The sequence below is a fragment of the Amycolatopsis thermalba genome, from assembly GCF_023376025.1.
Lineage (GTDB): Bacteria > Actinomycetota > Actinomycetes > Mycobacteriales > Pseudonocardiaceae > Amycolatopsis_E > Amycolatopsis_E thermalba.
Map to the genome: position 1 here is coordinate 6,661,062 of NZ_CP091196.1, position 16,215 is coordinate 6,677,276.

At 72.3% G+C, this 16,215-nt stretch carries 16 protein-coding genes; 6 read left to right on the forward strand and 10 right to left on the reverse strand.

The window, feature by feature from the left end:
* Positions 1 to 82: 82 nt before the first annotated feature.
* On the reverse strand, positions 83 to 1,615 hold the full coding sequence (locus tag L1857_RS32265; protein WP_240323373.1) for a CehA/McbA family metallohydrolase: 1,533 nt from the start codon (positions 1,613 to 1,615) through the stop codon (positions 83 to 85).
* A gap of 120 nt (positions 1,616 to 1,735) precedes the next feature.
* Here L1857_RS32265 and L1857_RS32270 point away from each other — a divergent pair, with 120 nt between their 5' ends.
* From L1857_RS32270 to L1857_RS32280, 3 genes are all read left to right on the forward strand, one after another.
* Positions 1,736 to 2,761, forward strand: coding sequence for a FecCD family ABC transporter permease (locus L1857_RS32270; RefSeq protein ID WP_249467197.1), 1,026 nt, complete (start codon positions 1,736 to 1,738; stop codon positions 2,759 to 2,761).
* A 184-nt stretch (positions 2,762 to 2,945) separates the two neighbouring features.
* Entirely contained in the window at positions 2,946 to 3,965 is a 1,020-nt protein-coding gene (locus L1857_RS32275; protein ID WP_116113562.1) for a FecCD family ABC transporter permease, read from the forward strand.
* 20 nt (positions 3,966 to 3,985) lie between these two features.
* Entirely contained in the window at positions 3,986 to 4,969 is a 984-nt protein-coding gene (locus L1857_RS32280; RefSeq protein ID WP_094004697.1) for an ABC transporter substrate-binding protein, read from the forward strand.
* An 82-nt stretch (positions 4,970 to 5,051) separates the two neighbouring features.
* Here L1857_RS32280 and L1857_RS32285 read toward each other — a convergent pair whose 3' ends face one another.
* Positions 5,052 to 5,501, reverse strand: a complete 450-nt coding sequence (locus L1857_RS32285; protein WP_094004696.1) for a DUF309 domain-containing protein — start codon at positions 5,499 to 5,501, stop codon at positions 5,052 to 5,054.
* A gap of 30 nt (positions 5,502 to 5,531) precedes the next feature.
* Here L1857_RS32285 and guaB1 point away from each other — a divergent pair, with 30 nt between their 5' ends.
* Positions 5,532 to 6,971 carry a GMP reductase gene (guaB1, locus tag L1857_RS32290; RefSeq protein WP_249467200.1) on the forward strand — a complete coding sequence of 480 codons (1,440 nt, stop codon included), beginning with the start codon at positions 5,532 to 5,534 and terminating at the stop codon, positions 6,969 to 6,971.
* 43 nt (positions 6,972 to 7,014) lie between these two features.
* On the opposite strand, the gene phoH2 is transcribed toward guaB1, so the two are convergent.
* Positions 7,015 to 8,409, reverse strand: coding sequence for an RNA 5'-3' helicase PhoH2 (gene phoH2 / locus L1857_RS32295; protein WP_162830606.1), 1,395 nt, complete (start codon positions 8,407 to 8,409; stop codon positions 7,015 to 7,017).
* A gap of 337 nt (positions 8,410 to 8,746) precedes the next feature.
* On the reverse strand, positions 8,747 to 9,523 hold the full coding sequence (locus L1857_RS32300; protein ID WP_094004694.1) for an isoprenyl transferase: 777 nt from the start codon (positions 9,521 to 9,523) through the stop codon (positions 8,747 to 8,749).
* An 89-nt stretch (positions 9,524 to 9,612) separates the two neighbouring features.
* On the opposite strand from L1857_RS32300, the gene trhA reads away from it, so the two are divergent.
* Positions 9,613 to 10,278: a PAQR family membrane homeostasis protein TrhA gene (gene trhA, locus L1857_RS32305; RefSeq protein WP_094004693.1), complete on the forward strand. Its 666-nt coding sequence runs from the start codon at positions 9,613 to 9,615 to the stop codon at positions 10,276 to 10,278.
* Here the strand turns inward: trhA and L1857_RS32310 are convergent.
* The 3 genes from L1857_RS32310 to L1857_RS35855 form a co-directional block, all read right to left on the reverse strand.
* On the reverse strand, positions 10,245 to 10,913 hold the full coding sequence (locus tag L1857_RS32310; protein WP_116113553.1) for a VC0807 family protein: 669 nt from the start codon (positions 10,911 to 10,913) through the stop codon (positions 10,245 to 10,247). The genes trhA and L1857_RS32310 overlap by 34 nt on opposite strands.
* A gap of 69 nt (positions 10,914 to 10,982) precedes the next feature.
* Positions 10,983 to 11,297 carry a TetR family transcriptional regulator C-terminal domain-containing protein gene (locus tag L1857_RS32315; protein WP_249467203.1) on the reverse strand — a complete coding sequence of 105 codons (315 nt, stop codon included), beginning with the start codon at positions 11,295 to 11,297 and terminating at the stop codon, positions 10,983 to 10,985.
* Positions 11,179 to 11,472 (reverse strand): TetR/AcrR family transcriptional regulator, encoded by a 294-nt coding sequence (locus tag L1857_RS35855; RefSeq protein WP_205413368.1) that lies wholly within the window; start codon positions 11,470 to 11,472, stop codon positions 11,179 to 11,181. Before L1857_RS35855 ends, L1857_RS32315 begins: the two co-directional genes overlap by 119 nt.
* Between L1857_RS35855 and L1857_RS32320 the strand changes: the two genes are divergently transcribed.
* Complete coding sequence (locus L1857_RS32320; RefSeq protein WP_205413370.1) at positions 11,393 to 11,626, forward strand: hypothetical protein; 234 nt, start codon at positions 11,393 to 11,395, stop codon at positions 11,624 to 11,626. The two genes, L1857_RS35855 and L1857_RS32320, sit on opposite strands and share 80 nt — an antisense overlap.
* Here L1857_RS32320 and L1857_RS32325 read toward each other — a convergent pair.
* The 3 genes from L1857_RS32325 to L1857_RS32335 all read right to left on the reverse strand — a co-directional run bounded on the left by L1857_RS32325 (position 11,623) and on the right by L1857_RS32335 (position 16,213).
* On the reverse strand, positions 11,623 to 13,512 hold the full coding sequence (locus L1857_RS32325; protein WP_116113548.1) for an acyl-CoA dehydrogenase family protein: 1,890 nt from the start codon (positions 13,510 to 13,512) through the stop codon (positions 11,623 to 11,625). The genes L1857_RS32320 and L1857_RS32325 overlap by 4 nt on opposite strands.
* Before the next feature lie 42 nt (positions 13,513 to 13,554).
* The gene (locus L1857_RS32330) at positions 13,555 to 14,121 is read right to left on the reverse strand and encodes a hypothetical protein (RefSeq protein WP_116113546.1); all 567 of its coding nucleotides are present in this window, start codon (positions 14,119 to 14,121) and stop codon (positions 13,555 to 13,557) included.
* Between the two features lie 61 nt (positions 14,122 to 14,182).
* On the reverse strand, positions 14,183 to 16,213 hold the full coding sequence (locus L1857_RS32335; protein ID WP_249467206.1) for a thioredoxin domain-containing protein: 2,031 nt from the start codon (positions 16,211 to 16,213) through the stop codon (positions 14,183 to 14,185).
* Positions 16,214 to 16,215 lie beyond the last annotated feature (2 nt).

Genomic DNA, 16,215 nt, shown 5'->3' on the forward strand with positions numbered 1-16,215 from the left:
GGCGGCCTCGTCCTGACACGGAAGCTGCCCGTGCAACCCGGTCAGCGATTTCGACCGGCGAAGCCGTCACGGCGACCGGCGATCACACCCGGCCGAGGAAGATCGGGTTCGTCATCGCGGCCATGGCGCCGAAGTTGAGACCAGCCGACAGGGCGGGAGCACCCGCCGAACCATCAGCAAGGGGGTGACGTACCTCAGCACGCACATAAGCCGACACCGCGGGCGTGGTCAGCCACGTCACGCTGCCACTTCCCGAAGCGGGAAGACTCTGCTGGAACACCTGCCCCTCGTCCGTGATCAGGCGCACGGTCCCGTTCGGCACGCCCGACACGTCCAGCCGCACGGCCACCTCGTCCCCGGCGGCCACGGCCAGACGGTCGCCGATGCCGGCGGCCTGCCCGCGCGGTCCGGTCGCGACGAGTGACAGGTCCACACCGGCCGACTCGGCGATCCAGCTCCGCCCGGCCTTGATCCCGTCGAGGATCGCGTCCCGGGTGAGCGCGTCGGCGAGGACGACGGTCTGCGGCAGGCCGATCGTCTGGCCGGGGTTGTGCGCGTCGCTGTTGCCCATCGCGGGCAGCCAGCTTCCCTTGCCGCGCACGGATTCCACCAGGGTGTTGTCCCATTCGGACACGGCGGCGTCGTCGTCCCACGTCCACGGGCCGTTCCACACCTCGACCGCGTCGAAGCCGGCGTAGCCGAACTTGAAGTTGCACCCGACCCACGGGCAGTACGGGTGCGCGGCGACGCAGAGGCCACCGGAACGGTGCACCTCACGCTGGTACTCGGGCAGTTCGCCGTCGCGGGACCGGTACCGCCAGTCGACGAACTGGCCGGGCCGCACGCCGAGCGCGAGCCAGTGTCCGTTGCGGGTGGTCACCTCCTCGCCGAGCATGATCAGCAGGTCGTCGCCGGCGAACTCGCCCCACGCGCCGTGCGACGACGACGTGTTGTGGTCGGTCGAGGTGATGAAGTCCAGCCCGGCCTCGCGCGCACCGGCGGCCACCTCGGACGGCAGGCGCCTGCCGTCGGAGTGGACCGTGTGCAGGTGGCAGTCGCCGCGGTACCACCGGCGGCCGCGCGTGCGGGTGCGCTCGGACGGGTAGTTCGGGCGGTACGGCGCGCCCGCGGGGCCGTAGGCGAGGGTCACCTCGACGCGGTAGTTCAGGCCCTGCGGCGCGATCGTGTACGGGCCGAGCACGACGTGCCACGTGCCGGGCGTGATGTCGCCGGGCAGGTAGCCGGGGGTGGCTTCGGTGCGGCTGATCGAGAAGCGGTCGCGGAAGCCGCCGGACCAGCCGCGGAAGCCGTTGCCGCCGAGCGCGGCGCCGCGGTTGTCGAAGATGCCGATGTCGCACGAGTTGCCGGGCGTCCCGCTGGGCACGGCCGGTTTGTCATAGGTGTAGACCACCGACAACTGGCTCACCCCGACCGGGACCTCCACCGGCAGGTACACGAAGTCGGCCGTGCCCGGCTCGAACCGCCCGGTCAGCACCTTGGTCTCGGTCCGCCCCTCGGCCGCCTCCGCGAACGTCACCGGCGCGAGCGTCACCGCGCCGGCCACCGACGCCGCCTGCAGGAAACCGCGTCGGGAAACTCCGCAACCCATGCACATGCGGCCATGTCATCAGCGGCGGGTGACCGTCGCGAGCCGCGTGCCGGTACACCGCGTGTCCATAACCTGAACGAACGTCACACTTCCGAGCTTAGGTACGGCTAAGCTAAGTTGCAGAGCGTGAACGAGCTCATGTCACCAACAGTGACCAGGACGACGCCTCGCCAGCTGTTGCTCCTGGTGTTCCTGCTGGTGGCGCTGGTCGTCGCGGTCGCGTTGAGCCTGGTCCTGGGTAGCAACGACCTGGGGCTGGGCACCGCGGTCCGGGTGCTGCTGCACGACGACGGCAGCGAAGCGGCGACGATCGTCCGCGAGGTGCGTCTGCCCCGCACGGCACTCGGCGTGCTCGCCGGTCTGGCGCTGGGCGCCGCCGGGGTCCTCATGCAGGGGCACACGCGCAACCCGCTGGCCGATCCGGGCCTGCTCGGCATCAACGCGGGCGCCGCGCTCGCGGTGGCGCTGGCCGCGCAACTGTTCGGGGTCGTCGATCCCGGTGGCCAGGTGTGGTTCGGGTTCGCCGGGGCGCTGATCGCGACCGCCGCGGTGTTCGCGATCGGCTCGAGCGGGCGGCAGCTGAGCCCGGTGCCGATGGCGCTGGCCGGTGCGGCCGTGATGGCGCTGCTGTCGACGTTCACGTCGCTGGTGATCCTCAGCGACAACCCGACGCTGGACGTCTACCGCCGGTGGGTGGTGGGTTCGATCAGCGGCCGCGACGCGAGCATCAGCCTGGGGATCCTGCCGTTCGTGGCGGCCGGGCTGGTGCTGGCGATGCTCAACACGCGGGCGCTGAACGCGGTGTCCCTCGGCGAGGACACGGCGCGCGGGCTGGGCCAGTCGGTCGCGGCGAGCCGGCTGGTGGGCCTGGCGGCGGTGACGCTGCTGGCCGGCGCCGCGACGGCCGCCGCCGGGCCGATCGCCGCGCTGGGGCTGATCGTCCCGCACGTGGTGCGCGCCGTGACCGGCCCCGACCACCGGTGGCTGGTCCCGTGCTCCGCCCTGGCGGGCGCGGTGCTGCTGCTGCTCGCCGACGTCGCGGGCCGCCTGATCGCGGGCCCGGCGGAGATCCCGGCGGGCATCATGCTGGCCATCCTCGGCGGCGGCGCGTTCGTGCTGATCGCCCGGCGCACCCGGCTGGTGAGGCTCTGATGGCAACCCTGGCTGCATCGCCTGGTGACACCACCCGCCGGGGCCGCACCGCTGCCTGGGCTCATGCAGCACCCGATTGCGCGGCCGCCGCCGTCCAGTTCTTGGTCGACCGGGACCGCCCCGGGGTCGCCGGCGTCTCACGCGCGGTGAGGGCCTCGGGCTGTTCCCGCGAAGGCGGGCGCGCATGACCGCCACCCTCGGCGCGCGGTGGAACACCCGCGCGGCCACCGTCTGCCTCGTCGTGCTCGGTGCGCTTCTGCTGGTCACCGCGGTGGGTGTGACGATCGGCGAGTACCCCATCGCGCTCGGGCAGCTTCCCGAGCTGCTCACCGGCGGCGGGCACCGGATCGACCGGCACATCCTGTTCGACCTGCGCGTGCCGCGGGCCGTCACCGGGTGCCTCGCCGGCGCGTGCCTCGCCATGGCCGGTGCCCTCACCCAGACCATCTCCCGCAATCCGCTCGCCACCCCGGACATCCTCGGCGTCACCGGCGGCGCCTCCGCCGCCGCGGTGGCGGTGATCGTCTTCGGGGGTGGCATCTACAGCCTCGCCAGCGGCATCACCACGATCGGCGTGCCCGCGGCCGCGCTCGCCGGTGGTCTCGTCGCCGCCGCGGCGGTCTACGGGTTCTCCTGGCGCCACGGAGTCGACGGCTTCCGGCTCATCCTCGTCGGCATCGGGTGCGGCGCCGTCCTCACGGCACTGACCAGCTGGCTCCTCATCCTCGCCAGCATCAACAGCGCCGCCCAGGCCACGGTCTGGCTCGTCGGCTCGATCAGCGCCGTGAGCTGGGACCAGACCGTCCCGCTGATGATCCTCGCCGCGCTCCTCGTCCCCGCCGCGCTCACCCTGCCCCGCACGCTCGCCGTGACGCAGCTCGGCGACGACGCGGCCGCCGGGCTGGGCGTGCGGATCCAGGCGGCGCGCCTGGGCACGATCGGCGTGGCCGTCGGACTGACCGCGGCCGCCGTCGCCGCCGCCGGGCCGGTCGGCTTCGTCGCCCTGGTGACGCCGCAGGTCATGCTGCGGCTGACCGGCGGCTCGCGCCCGCCGCTGGTCGCGTCCGCGCTCGGCGGCGCCCTGCTCGTCCAGGCGTCCGACCTGCTCGGCCGCACCGCGTTCGGCTGGGAAGTCCCGGTCGGACTGGTCACGGCCGCGATCGGCGCCCCCTACCTCATCTGGCTCCTCCTCCGACGACGTTGACCCCGAAGAAAGGTGACCCCATGACGACCACCCGCCGGACCTTCCTCACCGGCAGCCTGGCCGTGGCCGCGACCGGCCTCCTCGCCGCGTGCGGTTCGGGCGGCTCGGACCCGGCCGCGAGCGGCGGTGCCTGGTCGTTCACCGACGACCTGGGCACCAGGGTCGACCTCGACGCCCGGCCCACGCGCATCGCCGGCCTCAACGACGCCATCGCGTCCCTGTGGAACTACGGCATCACGCCCGTCGCGTCGTTCGGCTACACCGGCCTGGCCGACGACGTGAACTTCCGCGGCCGCGACCTCAGCCAGGTCAAGGAGGTCGGCCGCACCTACGGCGAGATCGACATCGAGGCGCTCGCCGCCGCCAAGCCGGACCTGATCCTCACCCACGCCTACCCGGTGGACAGCGCGGGCACGATCGACACCACCCAGCCGCTGTACGGGTTCAAGGACCTCACCCAGCAGAAGGCGGTCGCCGAGATCGCGCCGATCATCGCGCTGAAGATGGCCGGCTCGGCGACCAACGTGGTCGACCGGACGGTGGAACTGGTGAAGGCGCTGGGCACCGAGCCCGCCGCCGACGCCGAGCAGGCCTACGAGGCCGCGCGCACCCGGTTCCAGAACGCCACCGCCAAGGGCCTCACGGTGATGGCGATCGCCGCCTACCCGGGCGACGGCGTCTACATCTGCAAGGCCGCCGACGACCCGGCGCTGCGCAGTTACACCGAGCTGGGCCTGACCTACCCCGACCCGGGCGGCGCGAAGTACTACTGGGAGCAGGTGAGCTGGGAGAACATCGGCAAGCACCCGACGGACGTCGTGCTGTACTCGCTGCGCGCCATGGACAAGGACACGCTCCTGCAGCAGGCCACCTTCGCCCGGATGCCCGCGGCCGCGGCCGGGCAGGTGTTCCCGTGGGAGTTCTCGTCCATGGACTACGTGGCGCAGGCCCGCACGTTGAACAACCTGGCGGCGAACCTCGAGGCGGCGCGCAAGGTCGTCTAGATCCGGTCACCCCGGAAGGGATGGACCGGCCCTTGGAGACACACCCCTTCCGGGGCGAATTGACCGCTCCCCGCGCAGCGCGTCAGCTCAGCCGGGGGGTGCGCAACCCCTCCGGCGCCTCCGCGCCCGCCCGTGCCCACGCCACCAGCCCCGCCACGTCAATGCCGTACGGAGGTTCCGCCGCGTACGGCTCGATCGCCGCGGCGGCGCGGGTCAGCAGGGACGACGCGCCCTTCCGGTTGCCCCGCGCGGAGTGCGTCAGCCCGACCGCCAGCTGCGCCAGTCCCTTCCACAACGCACGATCCGGCCCGTCCGAGGACTTCCACGCGTCCTCGAACACCTCGTGCGCGTGGAAGGGCCGTCCGGCGTCCAGCAGGTTCTGCGCCTCCGCAAGCGTTTGCGCCGGGGTGCGCGCGATGCCTTCCGGCTGGCGTTCCACCCCCGGCGACCCGTACGGCAGCGGCCGCCCCAGCCCGTCGCGCGGGCGGGCGTTCCGCGGTTTGCCCTCGGCGTCCCGGTCCCGATCGGCCATGCGCCCGATTGTGCCGTAGTCTGGGGACTCGTGCGTTTTCTCGATGGCCACGGGCCCGCTCACGACCTCACTTACGACGACGTCTTCCTCGTGCCCAACCGCTCAGCCGTGGAATCGCGCTTCGACGTCGACCTGTCCACCGTCGACGGCACCGGCGCGACCATCCCGATCGTCGTCGCCAACATGACCGCCGTCGCGGGGCGGCGGATGGCCGAGACCGTCGCCCGGCGCGGCGGGCTCGTCGTCCTGCCCCAGGACGTCGACCCGGCGGCGGTCGCCGACATCGTCGCCTGGATCAAGAGCCGCCACACCACCTGGGACACCCCGCTGGTCCTCACCGGCGGTGACGCGGTCGCCGACGCCCTCAACCTGATCGGCAAGCGCGCGCACGGCGCCGTCGTCGTGGTCGACGAGCACGGCCGCCCGCACGGCATCGTCGACGAGGCCGCCTGCACGGGCGTCGACCGCTTCGCGCGCGTCACCGAGGTCGCCTACGAACCGCCCGTGACCTGCCCGCTGGACACCCCGTCCCGCGAGGTCTTCGAGCGCCTGCACGCCGCCGGCGCGCAGATCGCGCTGGGTGTCGACGCCGACGGCAAGCTCGCCGGCATCCTCACCCAGACCGCGGCGCTGCGCGCGGACATCTACACCCCGGCCGTGGACGCCCGGCGGCGGCTGCGGGTCGCCGCCGCCGTGGGCATCAACGGCGACGTCGCCGCCAAGGCCGAGTCGCTGCTCGCCGCGGGCATCGACACGCTCGTCGTCGACACCGCGCACGGCCACCAGGAGAAGATGATCGCCGCGCTGAAGGCCGTCCGCTCGGTCTCGCCCGCGGTGCCGGTCGTGGCGGGCAACGTCGTCACCGCCGAGGGCACGCGCGACCTCATCGACGCCGGTGCCGACGTGGTCAAGGTCGGCGTCGGCCCGGGCGCGATGTGCACGACGCGGATGATGACCGGCGTCGGCCGCCCGCAGTTCTCCGCCGTCCTCGAATGCGCGAAGGCCGCCCGCGAGCTGGGCAAGCACGTGTGGGCCGACGGCGGCGTGCGCCACCCCCGCGACGTGGCGCTGGCGCTGGCCGCGGGCGCGTCCGCGGCGATGGTCGGCTCGTGGTTCGCCGGCACCCACGAAAGCCCCGGCGACCTGCGCTACGACGAGCACGGGCGGCCGTACAAGGAGTCGTTCGGCATGGCGAGCAAGCGCGCCGTCGGCGCCCGCACGCGCACCGACAACGTCTTCGAGCGGGCACGCAAGGCCCTGTTCGAGGAGGGCATCTCGTCGTCGCGGATGCTGCTGGACCCGCAGCGCCCCGGCGTCGAGGACCTGATCGACGAGATCTGCTCGGGTGTGCGGTCCGCGTTCACCTACGCCGGCGCGCGGGACATCGAGGACTTCCACCGCCGCGCCGTGCTGGGCATCCAGTCGGCCGCCGGGTTCGCCGAAGGCCGGCCGCTGCCCGCGGGCTGGTGAGGAACGGGGCCGCCACCCAGCGGAGGCGGCCCCGCCTCGGGAACTACCCGTGGTCCTCCAGCATCTCGGTGACCAGCGCGGCGATCGGCGACCGCTCCGAGCGGGTCAGCGTGACGTGCGCGAAGAGCGGGTGGCCCTTCAGCTTCTCGATCACCGCGGACACGCCGTCGTGGCGTCCGACGCGCAGGTTGTCCCGCTGCGCCACGTCGTGGGTGAGCACCACGCGGGACGCCGTGCCCAGCCGCGACAGCACGGTCAGCAGCACGTTGCGCTCCAGCGACTGCGCCTCGTCCACGATCACGAACGAGTCGTGCAGCGACCGGCCGCGGATGTGGGTCAGCGGCAGGACCTCCAGCATGCCGCGGTCGAACACCTCGTCCAGCACGTCCTGGCTGACCAGGGCGCCGAGCGTGTCGAACACCGCCTGCGCCCACGGCTGCATCTTCTCCGACTCCGACCCCGGCAGGTAGCCCAGGTCCTGGCCGCCGACGGCGTAGACCGGCCGGAACACCACCACCTTGCGGTGCTCACGGCGCTCCATCACCGACTCCAGCCCGGCGCACAGCGCGAGTGCGGACTTGCCGGTGCCTGCCCGTCCGCCGAGCGAGACGATGCCGATGTCCGGGTCGAGCAGCAGGTCCAGCGCGATCCGCTGCTCCGCGGAGCGGCCGTGCAGGCCGAACGCCTCCTTGTCGCCGCGGACCAGCTTCACCTTCTTGGCCGGGGTCAGCCGGCCCAGCGCGCTGGAGCTGCCGGAACCGGCCACCAGCCGCAGACCGGTGTGGCACGGCGACTCGCCCACCTCGGGCAGCCCGTATTCGGCCAGGTCCACGAGACCGTCGCGGAACAACGCGTCGACCGCTTCCTGCGGGACCTCCACGTCGACCATGCCGGTCCAGCCGGACGGCGCCACCTCCAGCGCGCGGTACTCGTCGGCGGGCAGGCCGACGGCGCCGGCCTTGACCCGCAGCGGGATGTCCTTGGTGACCAGGGTGACCGCGTCGCGCTCGACCTTGAGGTTCAGCGCGCAGGCCAGGATCCGGTGGTCGTTGGAGTCGGTGCGGAACCCGGGCGGCAGGACCGTCGGGTCGGAGTGGTTCAGCTCGACGTGCAGGGTGCCGCCGGAGTCACCGATCGGGATCGGGGCGTCCAGGCGGCCGTGCTTGAGCCGCAGGTCGTCGAGCTGGCGCAGGGATTCCCGCGCGAACCAGCCCAGTTCGGGGTGATGCCGTTTCGCCTCCAGTTCACTGATCACGACCAACGGCAGGACCACGGCGTGCTCGGCGAATCTCGTGATGGCCCACGGGTCGGCCAGCAGAACCGAGGTGTCCAGGACGTAGGTGTGCTGCCCGGGAACGGGACTCGGGGGTTCTGCGGTGCCCTCCGCGGAATTCGATGAGCGGCCGGAGGCCTTACGGGGCGAACGCTGCGTAGTCACGACGGCATCTCCCTCGTGGACGTGGCACCACGCCCACACTCGCTGGGCCGGGCACCACCCTGGCTGGACCGCTCTTCGCTTCCGCTTACGCGTCAGCGCGCAGGGCCACGAGGGCCGGGTGCCGGCCCCCTCGTGGGTATCGCGAACGGCTCACGCGCCGTCTGCTCTACAACCGCCACTACCAGGGCCTCCCGTGATGGTCCGCAAGGTCACGAGCCATCACTTCGGAAGTTACCTGCGTTCGACGCTTCGTGCAGGCAGCCAGGCAGGTGATTCACCAGGTTGTCATCTCACCGTCGGTAGAGAACAAATCAGCGAATCGACACGGAACGTGTTGTCAAGTACCGAAACGGCGGTGCCGCCACGCGTAGTCACGGAGGGCGCGCAGGAAGTCGACCCGGCGGAAGGCGGGCCAGTAGGCCTCCGTGAACCAGAACTCGGAGTGCGCGGACTGCCACAGCAGGAAACCGGACAGCCGCTGCTCGCCGGAGGTGCGGATGATGAGGTCCGGGTCGGGCTGCCCCGAGGTGTAGAGGTGCTCGGAGATGTGGTCGACGTCGAGGATCTTCGCCAGCTCGCGGATCGACGTGCCCTCGTCGGCGTGCTGGAGCAGCAGCTTCTTGACCGCGTCCGCGATCTCCTGCCGCCCGCCGTAGCCGACGGCGACGTTGACCTCCATGCCGGTGCGCTTCTCGGTGCTCGCCGCGGCCGACTGCAGGCGCTTGGCGATCGGCCCGGGCAGCAGGTCCAGCGCGCCGACGACGCGGATGCGCCACGGGTTGCCCGCCTGCGCCAGCTCGTCGACGACGTCGGCGATGATCTCCAGCAGCGGTTCGAGCTCCTCGGTGGCGCGGCTGAGGTTGTCCGTGGACAGCAGCCACATCGTCACGACCTCGACGTCGGCCTCGCGGCACCAGGTGAGGAAGTCGGCGATCTTGCGCGCTCCCGCCCGGTGCCCGTCGGAGACGTCGGTGAAGCCGGCTTCCCGCGCCCACCTGCGGTTGCCGTCCAGCATGATCGCGATGTGCCGCGGATGCTTGCCTGCCGCCTGCTGGATCAGACGGCGGCTGTAAATGCCGTAGACAAGCTTGGACCCGAAGGAGCGAAGACTCACGTCCAACCAATGTACGCAGGGTCGGGAAGCGACGTGGGCCGGGCCACGGTTGACTGGCGCGGAACCTACGTCGCCGTAACCTTGTTGGTGTGACCGTTGAGACCGAACCCTTCGTCGACACCCGTCCCCGGCTCCGCGGCCATATCCACTTCTGGACGTTCTTCAGCGCGCTCGCCTGCGTGGCGACGCTGATCGCGTTCGCCGGCGCCACGGTGTCCGGCCTGGCCGCGCTGGCCACGTCGGTGTACGGGCTGACCGTCCTCGGCGTGTTCGGCGTCAGCGCGCTGTACCACCGGCGGATCTGGAGCCCACGCGCCTACCAGTGGATGAAGCGCGCGGACCACTCGATGATCTTCCTGTTCATCGCGGGCACCTACACCCCGTTCACGCTGCTGGCGATGTCGAAGCCCACCGGGTACGTCGTGCTGGGCGTGGTCTGGGGCGGCGCGCTGGCCGGGGTGGCGCTGAAGATGCTGTGGCCGGGCGCGCCGCGCTGGCTCGGCGTGCCGATCTACGTGGCGCTCGGCTGGGTGGCGATCTTCGTGCTGCCCGAGCTGGCCACGCACGCCGGGGTGGCCGCGCTGGTGCTGCTCCTGGTGGGCGGCCTGTTCTACACGGTCGGCGCGGTGTTCTACGCGGTGAAGTGGCCGAACTACTGGCCGGACACCTTCGGCTACCACGAGTTCTTCCACGCGTGCACGGTGCTGGCCGCGGTCTCGCACTACATCGCCGTCTGGCTGGCCCTGTACGCCTGACGCCGCTCGTCGAACGCGGCGAGGAAGGTGCGCACCATCGGCCGGGCCGCCGCACGGCTCACGGCGAACGCCGCCGCGAGCGCGACCACCAGGATCACGCCGCCGAGCCAGACCATCGTGTCGACGGGCAGCGTGTAGGCGCCCACGACCCGCACCGCGGACTCGCCGAGCAGGGCCACGCCCCACACGACCGAGAAGAGCCGCTCCGCCCGTCGGAAGGCCGGCGAGGTCCCCGAAAGCCCGTCCCACACCGCGGTCCTGGCGGGGTCACCCTTGGTGAACAGCGGCCGCAGCACCTCGGTCATCAACGGCTTCCCGATCACCACCGACGCCAGGATCCCGACGCCGAGGATGCTGGTCACCCCGCCGTCCTTGGCCAGCATCAGCCGGGGATCACCGGTCAGCAGGCTCGACAGCAGCCCGGTGGTGTTGACGACCAGCATCAGCACCGCCAGGACGTTGACCCGCCGCTCGCGGGCCAGGCACCACACCGCCCGCACCGCGGGGATCGCGCTGCTCCACGCCAGCGCGGCGATCGTGCTCAGGCCGGCGGCCTGGCTGAGCAGGAAGTAGGCGGCGACGGGAAGCCCGGCGTCGATGATCAGCGGGGCCAGGGCCGAGGTCTTGTTCGTCATGACCCCAGCTTCGCCCCCCGGCGGCATCCGGTGAGCATGCCGAACATCCGGTCCCGGGCATGACATTTGTCAGCCCAGCAGCCGCCGGAGGTAGTAGTCCACCGTGGCGACCGCGTCGGCCGGGGCGGTCTGCCCCAGCGCCACCTCGACGCCCAGCCCGGCGGCCACCTGGAACAGGACGCGGGCCTCCTGACGCGGGTCGAGGCCGGGCCGCTCGCCGGCCGCCGCCTCGACCAGCCCGGCCAGGAGACCGTACAGTTCGGCGTCACCGGCGGCCATGCCCTCGGCGATCTTCTCGTCGGTGAGGGCGCGGTTGAGGTAGGCGACGCCGAGCAGGATGAACTGCCACCTCTCCGCGGTGAGGCCGAGCATTTCGGTCAGCACCTCGCGCAGGATCCGCTCCGGCCCGGGATCGGCCAGCGCCGCCAGGCGCGCCCGGACCCGCGCGCTCGTTCGCCAGCTCCAGGGCGAACCCCAGCATGTCGTCCTTCGAGGCGAAGCAGTGCCGCACCCGCCCCATCGAGACGCCGGCTTCCGCGGCGACCTCGCGCAGGCTCACCGCCTCGATCCCGGGTCACGACGCAGCACAACTGGTCTGCCTCGTGGCCGGCATCCAGCTCGGCGCGGTTCCGTCGGTCCAGGCGATCCTCGGCGCGCGGCAGGGCGGGCTCTTCCACTGGCTCGACCTCACCGCCAAGAAGAAGCGGGCCTAACGCAGCATCGCGGGGCGGAGGAACGGTTCCGGCACCGCGAAGCCGTCCACCAGCAGCCGCGCGTGGGGGCGCAGCTCGGCGCACAGGTCGTTCACCGCGGCGACCACGGCCTTCGCCCGCGCCGAGGTCAGCCGACCGTGCTCCAGGAACCACGCGCGGTCCTCTTCGACGTTCGACAGCACGTACAGGTCGCACACCCGCTCCAGCAGCGCCCGCGCCTCCGCGTCCGCGCACCGGTCGATGGCCGCGACGAACGCCTCCAGCACGATCCGCTCGACGTGCACCCGCGCCGCCCGCAGCACGTGGTCCTGCGCGTCGTTGAAGACCTCGAACGGGTCGGCCTCCTCGGCCCGGCGCAGCCGCCGCGCGCAGCCCTCCAGCACGTGCTGCTCGCGGTCCTCGAACAGCTTCACCTGCCAGCCGCGGTCGAACAGCACATCGTCGTCGTCCCGGCCGGGCGCGGCGTCCACCAGCCGCTCGATCACCTTGCGCGCCGCGGTCCGCTCGATCACCGCGCCGACGAACTGCTCGGCCACGAACCGCGCCGTCGCCAGCGGGCTCAGGTCGGCGAAGTGGTCGCGATAGCTGGTCAGCAGGCCCTTCGCGACCAGCTGCAGCAGCACCGTGTTGTCGCCCTCGAACGTGGTGAACACGTCGGTGTCGGCCTTCAGCGCCGGCAGCAGGTTCTCCGACAGGTATCCCGCGCCACCACAGGCTTCCCGCGCCATCTGGATGCTGCGGGTCGCGTGCCAGGTCGCGATCGCCTTGATCCCGGCGGCGCGCGACTCCAGCTCGCGCTGCGCCCGCTCCTCGGCGTCGGCGGTGCCCTGGATGTCGTGCAGCGCCCGGGTCAGCTCCTCGTGCGCGAAGTGCAGCGCGTAGGTGCGCGCGATCGCAGGCAGCAGTTTCCGTTGGTGCGCGCGGTAATCCAGCAGCAGGGTCTCCCCGGACTCACCGGGACGGCCGAACTGGCGGCGCTTCTCCGCGTACCGGGTGGCGATCGCCAGCGCCCGCTCGGTGGCGTGGATCGCGCCACCCGCCACGCTGATCCGGCCGCGGATCAACGTGCCCAGCATCGTGAAGAACCGGCGGTTGTCGCTTTCGATCGGGCTCGTGTACGTGCCGTCCTCGGTGACGTCGCCGTAGCGGTTGAGCAGCGCGTCGCGCGGCACCCGCACGGAGTGGAACGTCAGGCGCCCGTTGTCGACGCCGTTCAGCCCCGCCTTGCGGCCGTCGTCCCCGATCTCCACACCCGGCATCGGCGCACCCGACTCGTCCCGGATCGGCACCACGAACGCGTGCACGCCGCGGCTTTCCCCGCCGGTGACGAGCTGCGCGAACACCACCGCCATCCGGCCGTGCCGCGCGGCGTTGCCGATGTAGTCCTTGCGCGCCTGCTCGTCCGGGGTGTCGATGACGAACTCGCGGGTGGCCGGGTCGTAGGTCGCCGTGGTGCGCAGGTTCTGCACGTCCGAGCCGTGCCCGGTCTCGGTCATCGCGAAGCAGCCGAGCAGGTCCAGGTCCATGATCCGGGCCAGGTACCGCTCGTGGTGCGGCGCCGTGCCGAGCAGCTGGATCGCGCCGCCGAACAGGCCCCACTGCACGCCGGACTTCACCATCAGCGACAGATCGCCGTAGCCGAGCATCTCGAACGACACGACCGAACCGCCGATGTCGCCCCCGCCGCCGTACTCGCGGGAGAAGCCGAGCCGGTGCCAGCCGCTCTTGGCCAGCTCGCGCAGGCGCTCCAGCACCCACGCCCGGTACTCCTCGGTGCTCAGGTCGTAGGGCTCGTCCAGGTCGTACCCGGCGAACTGCGCGCGAATCTCCCGGCGCAGCTGGGCCCACTGTCCATCCAGTACCGCGGTCAACGCATCGGGGTTCATGTTCCTACTCTGGCGTAACTTCCGCGGCCCCGCATGACGAGCTCAGCCGAGATCGGGCCCCTGGCGGCGCAGTTCGTCGACCTTCGACATGGCCTCGCGCAGCTCGCCGAGCCAGTCCTCGGCGTGCTGCCCGACGAGCCGGACAGCCCAGGCCAGGGCGTCCGAACGAGACCGCGCGACCCCCGCGTCGACGAGCGTGTCGAGAACCAGCCGCTCGGGCTGGCGCAGGCGGGTCATCACCGGCACCGACTGTGTGGTGAACAACTCTTCGGTGCCGCCCAGCCGGGCGCCCCAGGACACCTTGCGCTGGTACCGGTGCTCGGCCTGGCGCGCGATCTCGATGCGCTGCTCGCGGGTCTCCTCGCGGAACCGGCTGATGCGGCCGGATTCCGCGGCGGCGCGGGCGGCGTCGTCGGCGAACTCGTCGGTCAGCGCCGGGAGTTCGCCGACGACCAGGATCTCCTCGCGGTCGACCGTGATGTCCGGGGCGCCGGTGAACCAGCCGTCCGGCAGCCGTCCGGCGAACCAGCCCGCCGCGTCGTCGGCAGGCGGCACCTCGGCCTGCCCACGGCCCTTCCAGCCTCGTCCCCACTGTGCGTGTGTGCGCATGGTCCTCGCCTCCGCGATTACATGATTACGTTGCAACACACGCTACGCCGGAATCGACGCGTCAGACCCCGTGTTCACTCCCGGCGGACAAGACGGCGACCAGGTCGTCCGGGCTGGTCACGGGCCGGTCGCAGACGTAACCGCGGCAGACGTAGGCGGCCGCCTTGCCCGCCACCAGCGGCCGGTCCGCGAGCAGCGGCACGCCCTCCGCGTCCGGCTCGCCGGCCAGCACGACCGCGCCGCCGTGGGCGCGCCGGGCGGCCACCGAGCGCAACAGGTCGCGCTCGGTCGAGTCCGGCCCGGCGATCGCGACCTGGACCGGCCCGGCCAGCAGCGCCTCGGCCGCGGTGAGCCAGTGCCCGGCGAAACGGGGTGCCTTGGCGATGAGCTGCCCGGCCCGGCGGATCGCCTCCTCGGCGGCGGTCCGGTAGCGGGCCGCGCGGTCCGTCCCGACCAGCACCGAGGCGGTGACCAGCGCGTTCGCCAGCGCGGAGGCGCCGGACGGGCTCGCGTTGTCCGTCGGATCCGCGGGGCGGTGCACGAGGACCTCGGCGTCGTCGGCGGTGTCGTGGTAGGCGCCCGGGGTGTCCGCGACGGCGAAGTTGCCCAGCGCGATGTCCAGCAGGTTCGTCGCCTCCGCCAGCCACCGCGGGTCCCCGGTCGCCTGGTGCAGGGCCAGCAGGCCCTCGGCCAGGCAGCCGTAGTCCTCCAGCACCCCGGCCGCGTCACCGGCGGTCCCGTCCCGGGAGCTGCGGCGCAGGCGGTTGTCGCGGAGGTGGATCCCGAGCACCGCGGACGCGGCCTGCTGCGCCGCGGACACCCAGTGCGGCTCGTCGAGGGCCACGCCCGCCTCGCACAGCGCGGTGATCGCGAGCCCGTTCCAGGCGGCGATCACCTTGTCGTCCCGGCCCGGCTGCGGCCGCTCGTCACGCGCGGCCAGCAGCGCGGCCCGGACCCGCTCGAAGCGCTCCCGATCGTCCGGATCGCGCAGCAGCCGCAGGACCGAGGTGCCGTGCTCGAATGTGCCCGATTCGGTCACGGAGAACAGTTCCGCGGCCCACGCGCCGTCGTCGTCGCCGAGCACCTCACGCAGCTGCGCGGGCGTCCAGACGTAGGTCAGGCCTTCCTCGCCGAGGGTGTCCGCGTCGAGCGAGGCGGCGAACCCGCCTTCGGCCGTGCGCAGCCGGCCGAGCAGGAATCCGCCGGTCATCCGCGCGACCTCCGCCGCGTACGCCGAACCGGTGCGCCGGGCCAGGTGCGCGTAGACGCGCAGCAGCAAGGCGTTGTCGTACAACATCTTCTCGAAGTGCGGGACGATCCAGGACGCGTCGACCGAGTAGCGGGCGAAGCCGCCGGCGAGCTGGTCGTGGATGCCACCGCGCGCCATCGCCTCGGCGCAGGACTCCACCAAGGACAGCGCGGCGGCGGATCCGGTGCGTTCGTGGTGGCGCAGCAGGAACTCCAGCACCATCGACGGCGGGAACTTCGGCGCGCCACCGAAACCGCCGCGCTCGCGGTCGGCCTCCCCGCTCAGCTTCAGCAAGGCGGCGTCGAGCACGCCCGCGTCGACCGGGGCGGGCGGCAGCGGCCCGAGCTGACCGGCGAGGTGCTCGACGATCTTCCCGGCGCCCTCGCGCAGCTCGTCCCGACGGTCCTGCCAGGCCTGCGCGACGGCGACGAGGAGGTGCTGGAACGACGGCATGCCCGGGCGCGGCTGCGGCGGGTAGTAGGTGCCGCAGTGGAACGGTTCGCCGTCCGGGGTGAGGAAGCAGGTCATCGGCCAGCCGCCCTGGCCGGTCATCGCCTGGGTCGCGGTCATGTAGACCGCGTCGAGGTCCGGACGCTCCTCGCGGTCGACCTTGATGTTGACGAAGTGCTCGTTCATCAGGCGCGCGGTCTCGGCGTCCTCGAAGGACTCGTGGGCCATGACGTGGCACCAGTGGCACGCGGCGTAGCCGATGGAGAGCAGGATCGGCACGTCCCGGCGCCTGGCCTCGGCGAGCGCCTCGGCGCTCCAGGGCCACCAGTCGACCGGGTTCTCGGCGTGCTGCAGCAGGTAGGGGCTGGTCGCGGTGGCGAGTCGGTTGGCCATGA

Excerpts from the sequence above, each read along its gene's own strand:
- L1857_RS32265 (WP_240323373.1), bottom strand. The coding sequence starts at position 1,615 with ATGTGCATGGGTTGCGGAGTTTCCCGACGCGGTTTCCTGCAGGCGGCG.
- L1857_RS32275 (WP_116113562.1), top strand. The coding sequence starts at position 2,946 with ATGACCGCCACCCTCGGCGCGCGGTGGAACACCCGCGCGGCCACCGTC.
- L1857_RS32280 (WP_094004697.1), top strand. The coding sequence starts at position 3,986 with ATGACGACCACCCGCCGGACCTTCCTCACCGGCAGCCTGGCCGTGGCC.
- L1857_RS32285 (WP_094004696.1), bottom strand. The coding sequence starts at position 5,501 with ATGGCCGATCGGGACCGGGACGCCGAGGGCAAACCGCGGAACGCCCGC.
- L1857_RS32310 (WP_116113553.1), bottom strand. The coding sequence starts at position 10,913 with ATGACGAACAAGACCTCGGCCCTGGCCCCGCTGATCATCGACGCCGGG.
- L1857_RS32320 (WP_205413370.1), top strand. The coding sequence starts at position 11,393 with ATGTCGTCCTTCGAGGCGAAGCAGTGCCGCACCCGCCCCATCGAGACG.
- L1857_RS32325 (WP_116113548.1), bottom strand. The coding sequence starts at position 13,512 with ATGAACCCCGATGCGTTGACCGCGGTACTGGATGGACAGTGGGCCCAG.
- L1857_RS32330 (WP_116113546.1), bottom strand. The coding sequence starts at position 14,121 with ATGCGCACACACGCACAGTGGGGACGAGGCTGGAAGGGCCGTGGGCAG.
- L1857_RS32335 (WP_249467206.1), bottom strand. The coding sequence starts at position 16,213 with ATGGCCAACCGACTCGCCACCGCGACCAGCCCCTACCTGCTGCAGCAC.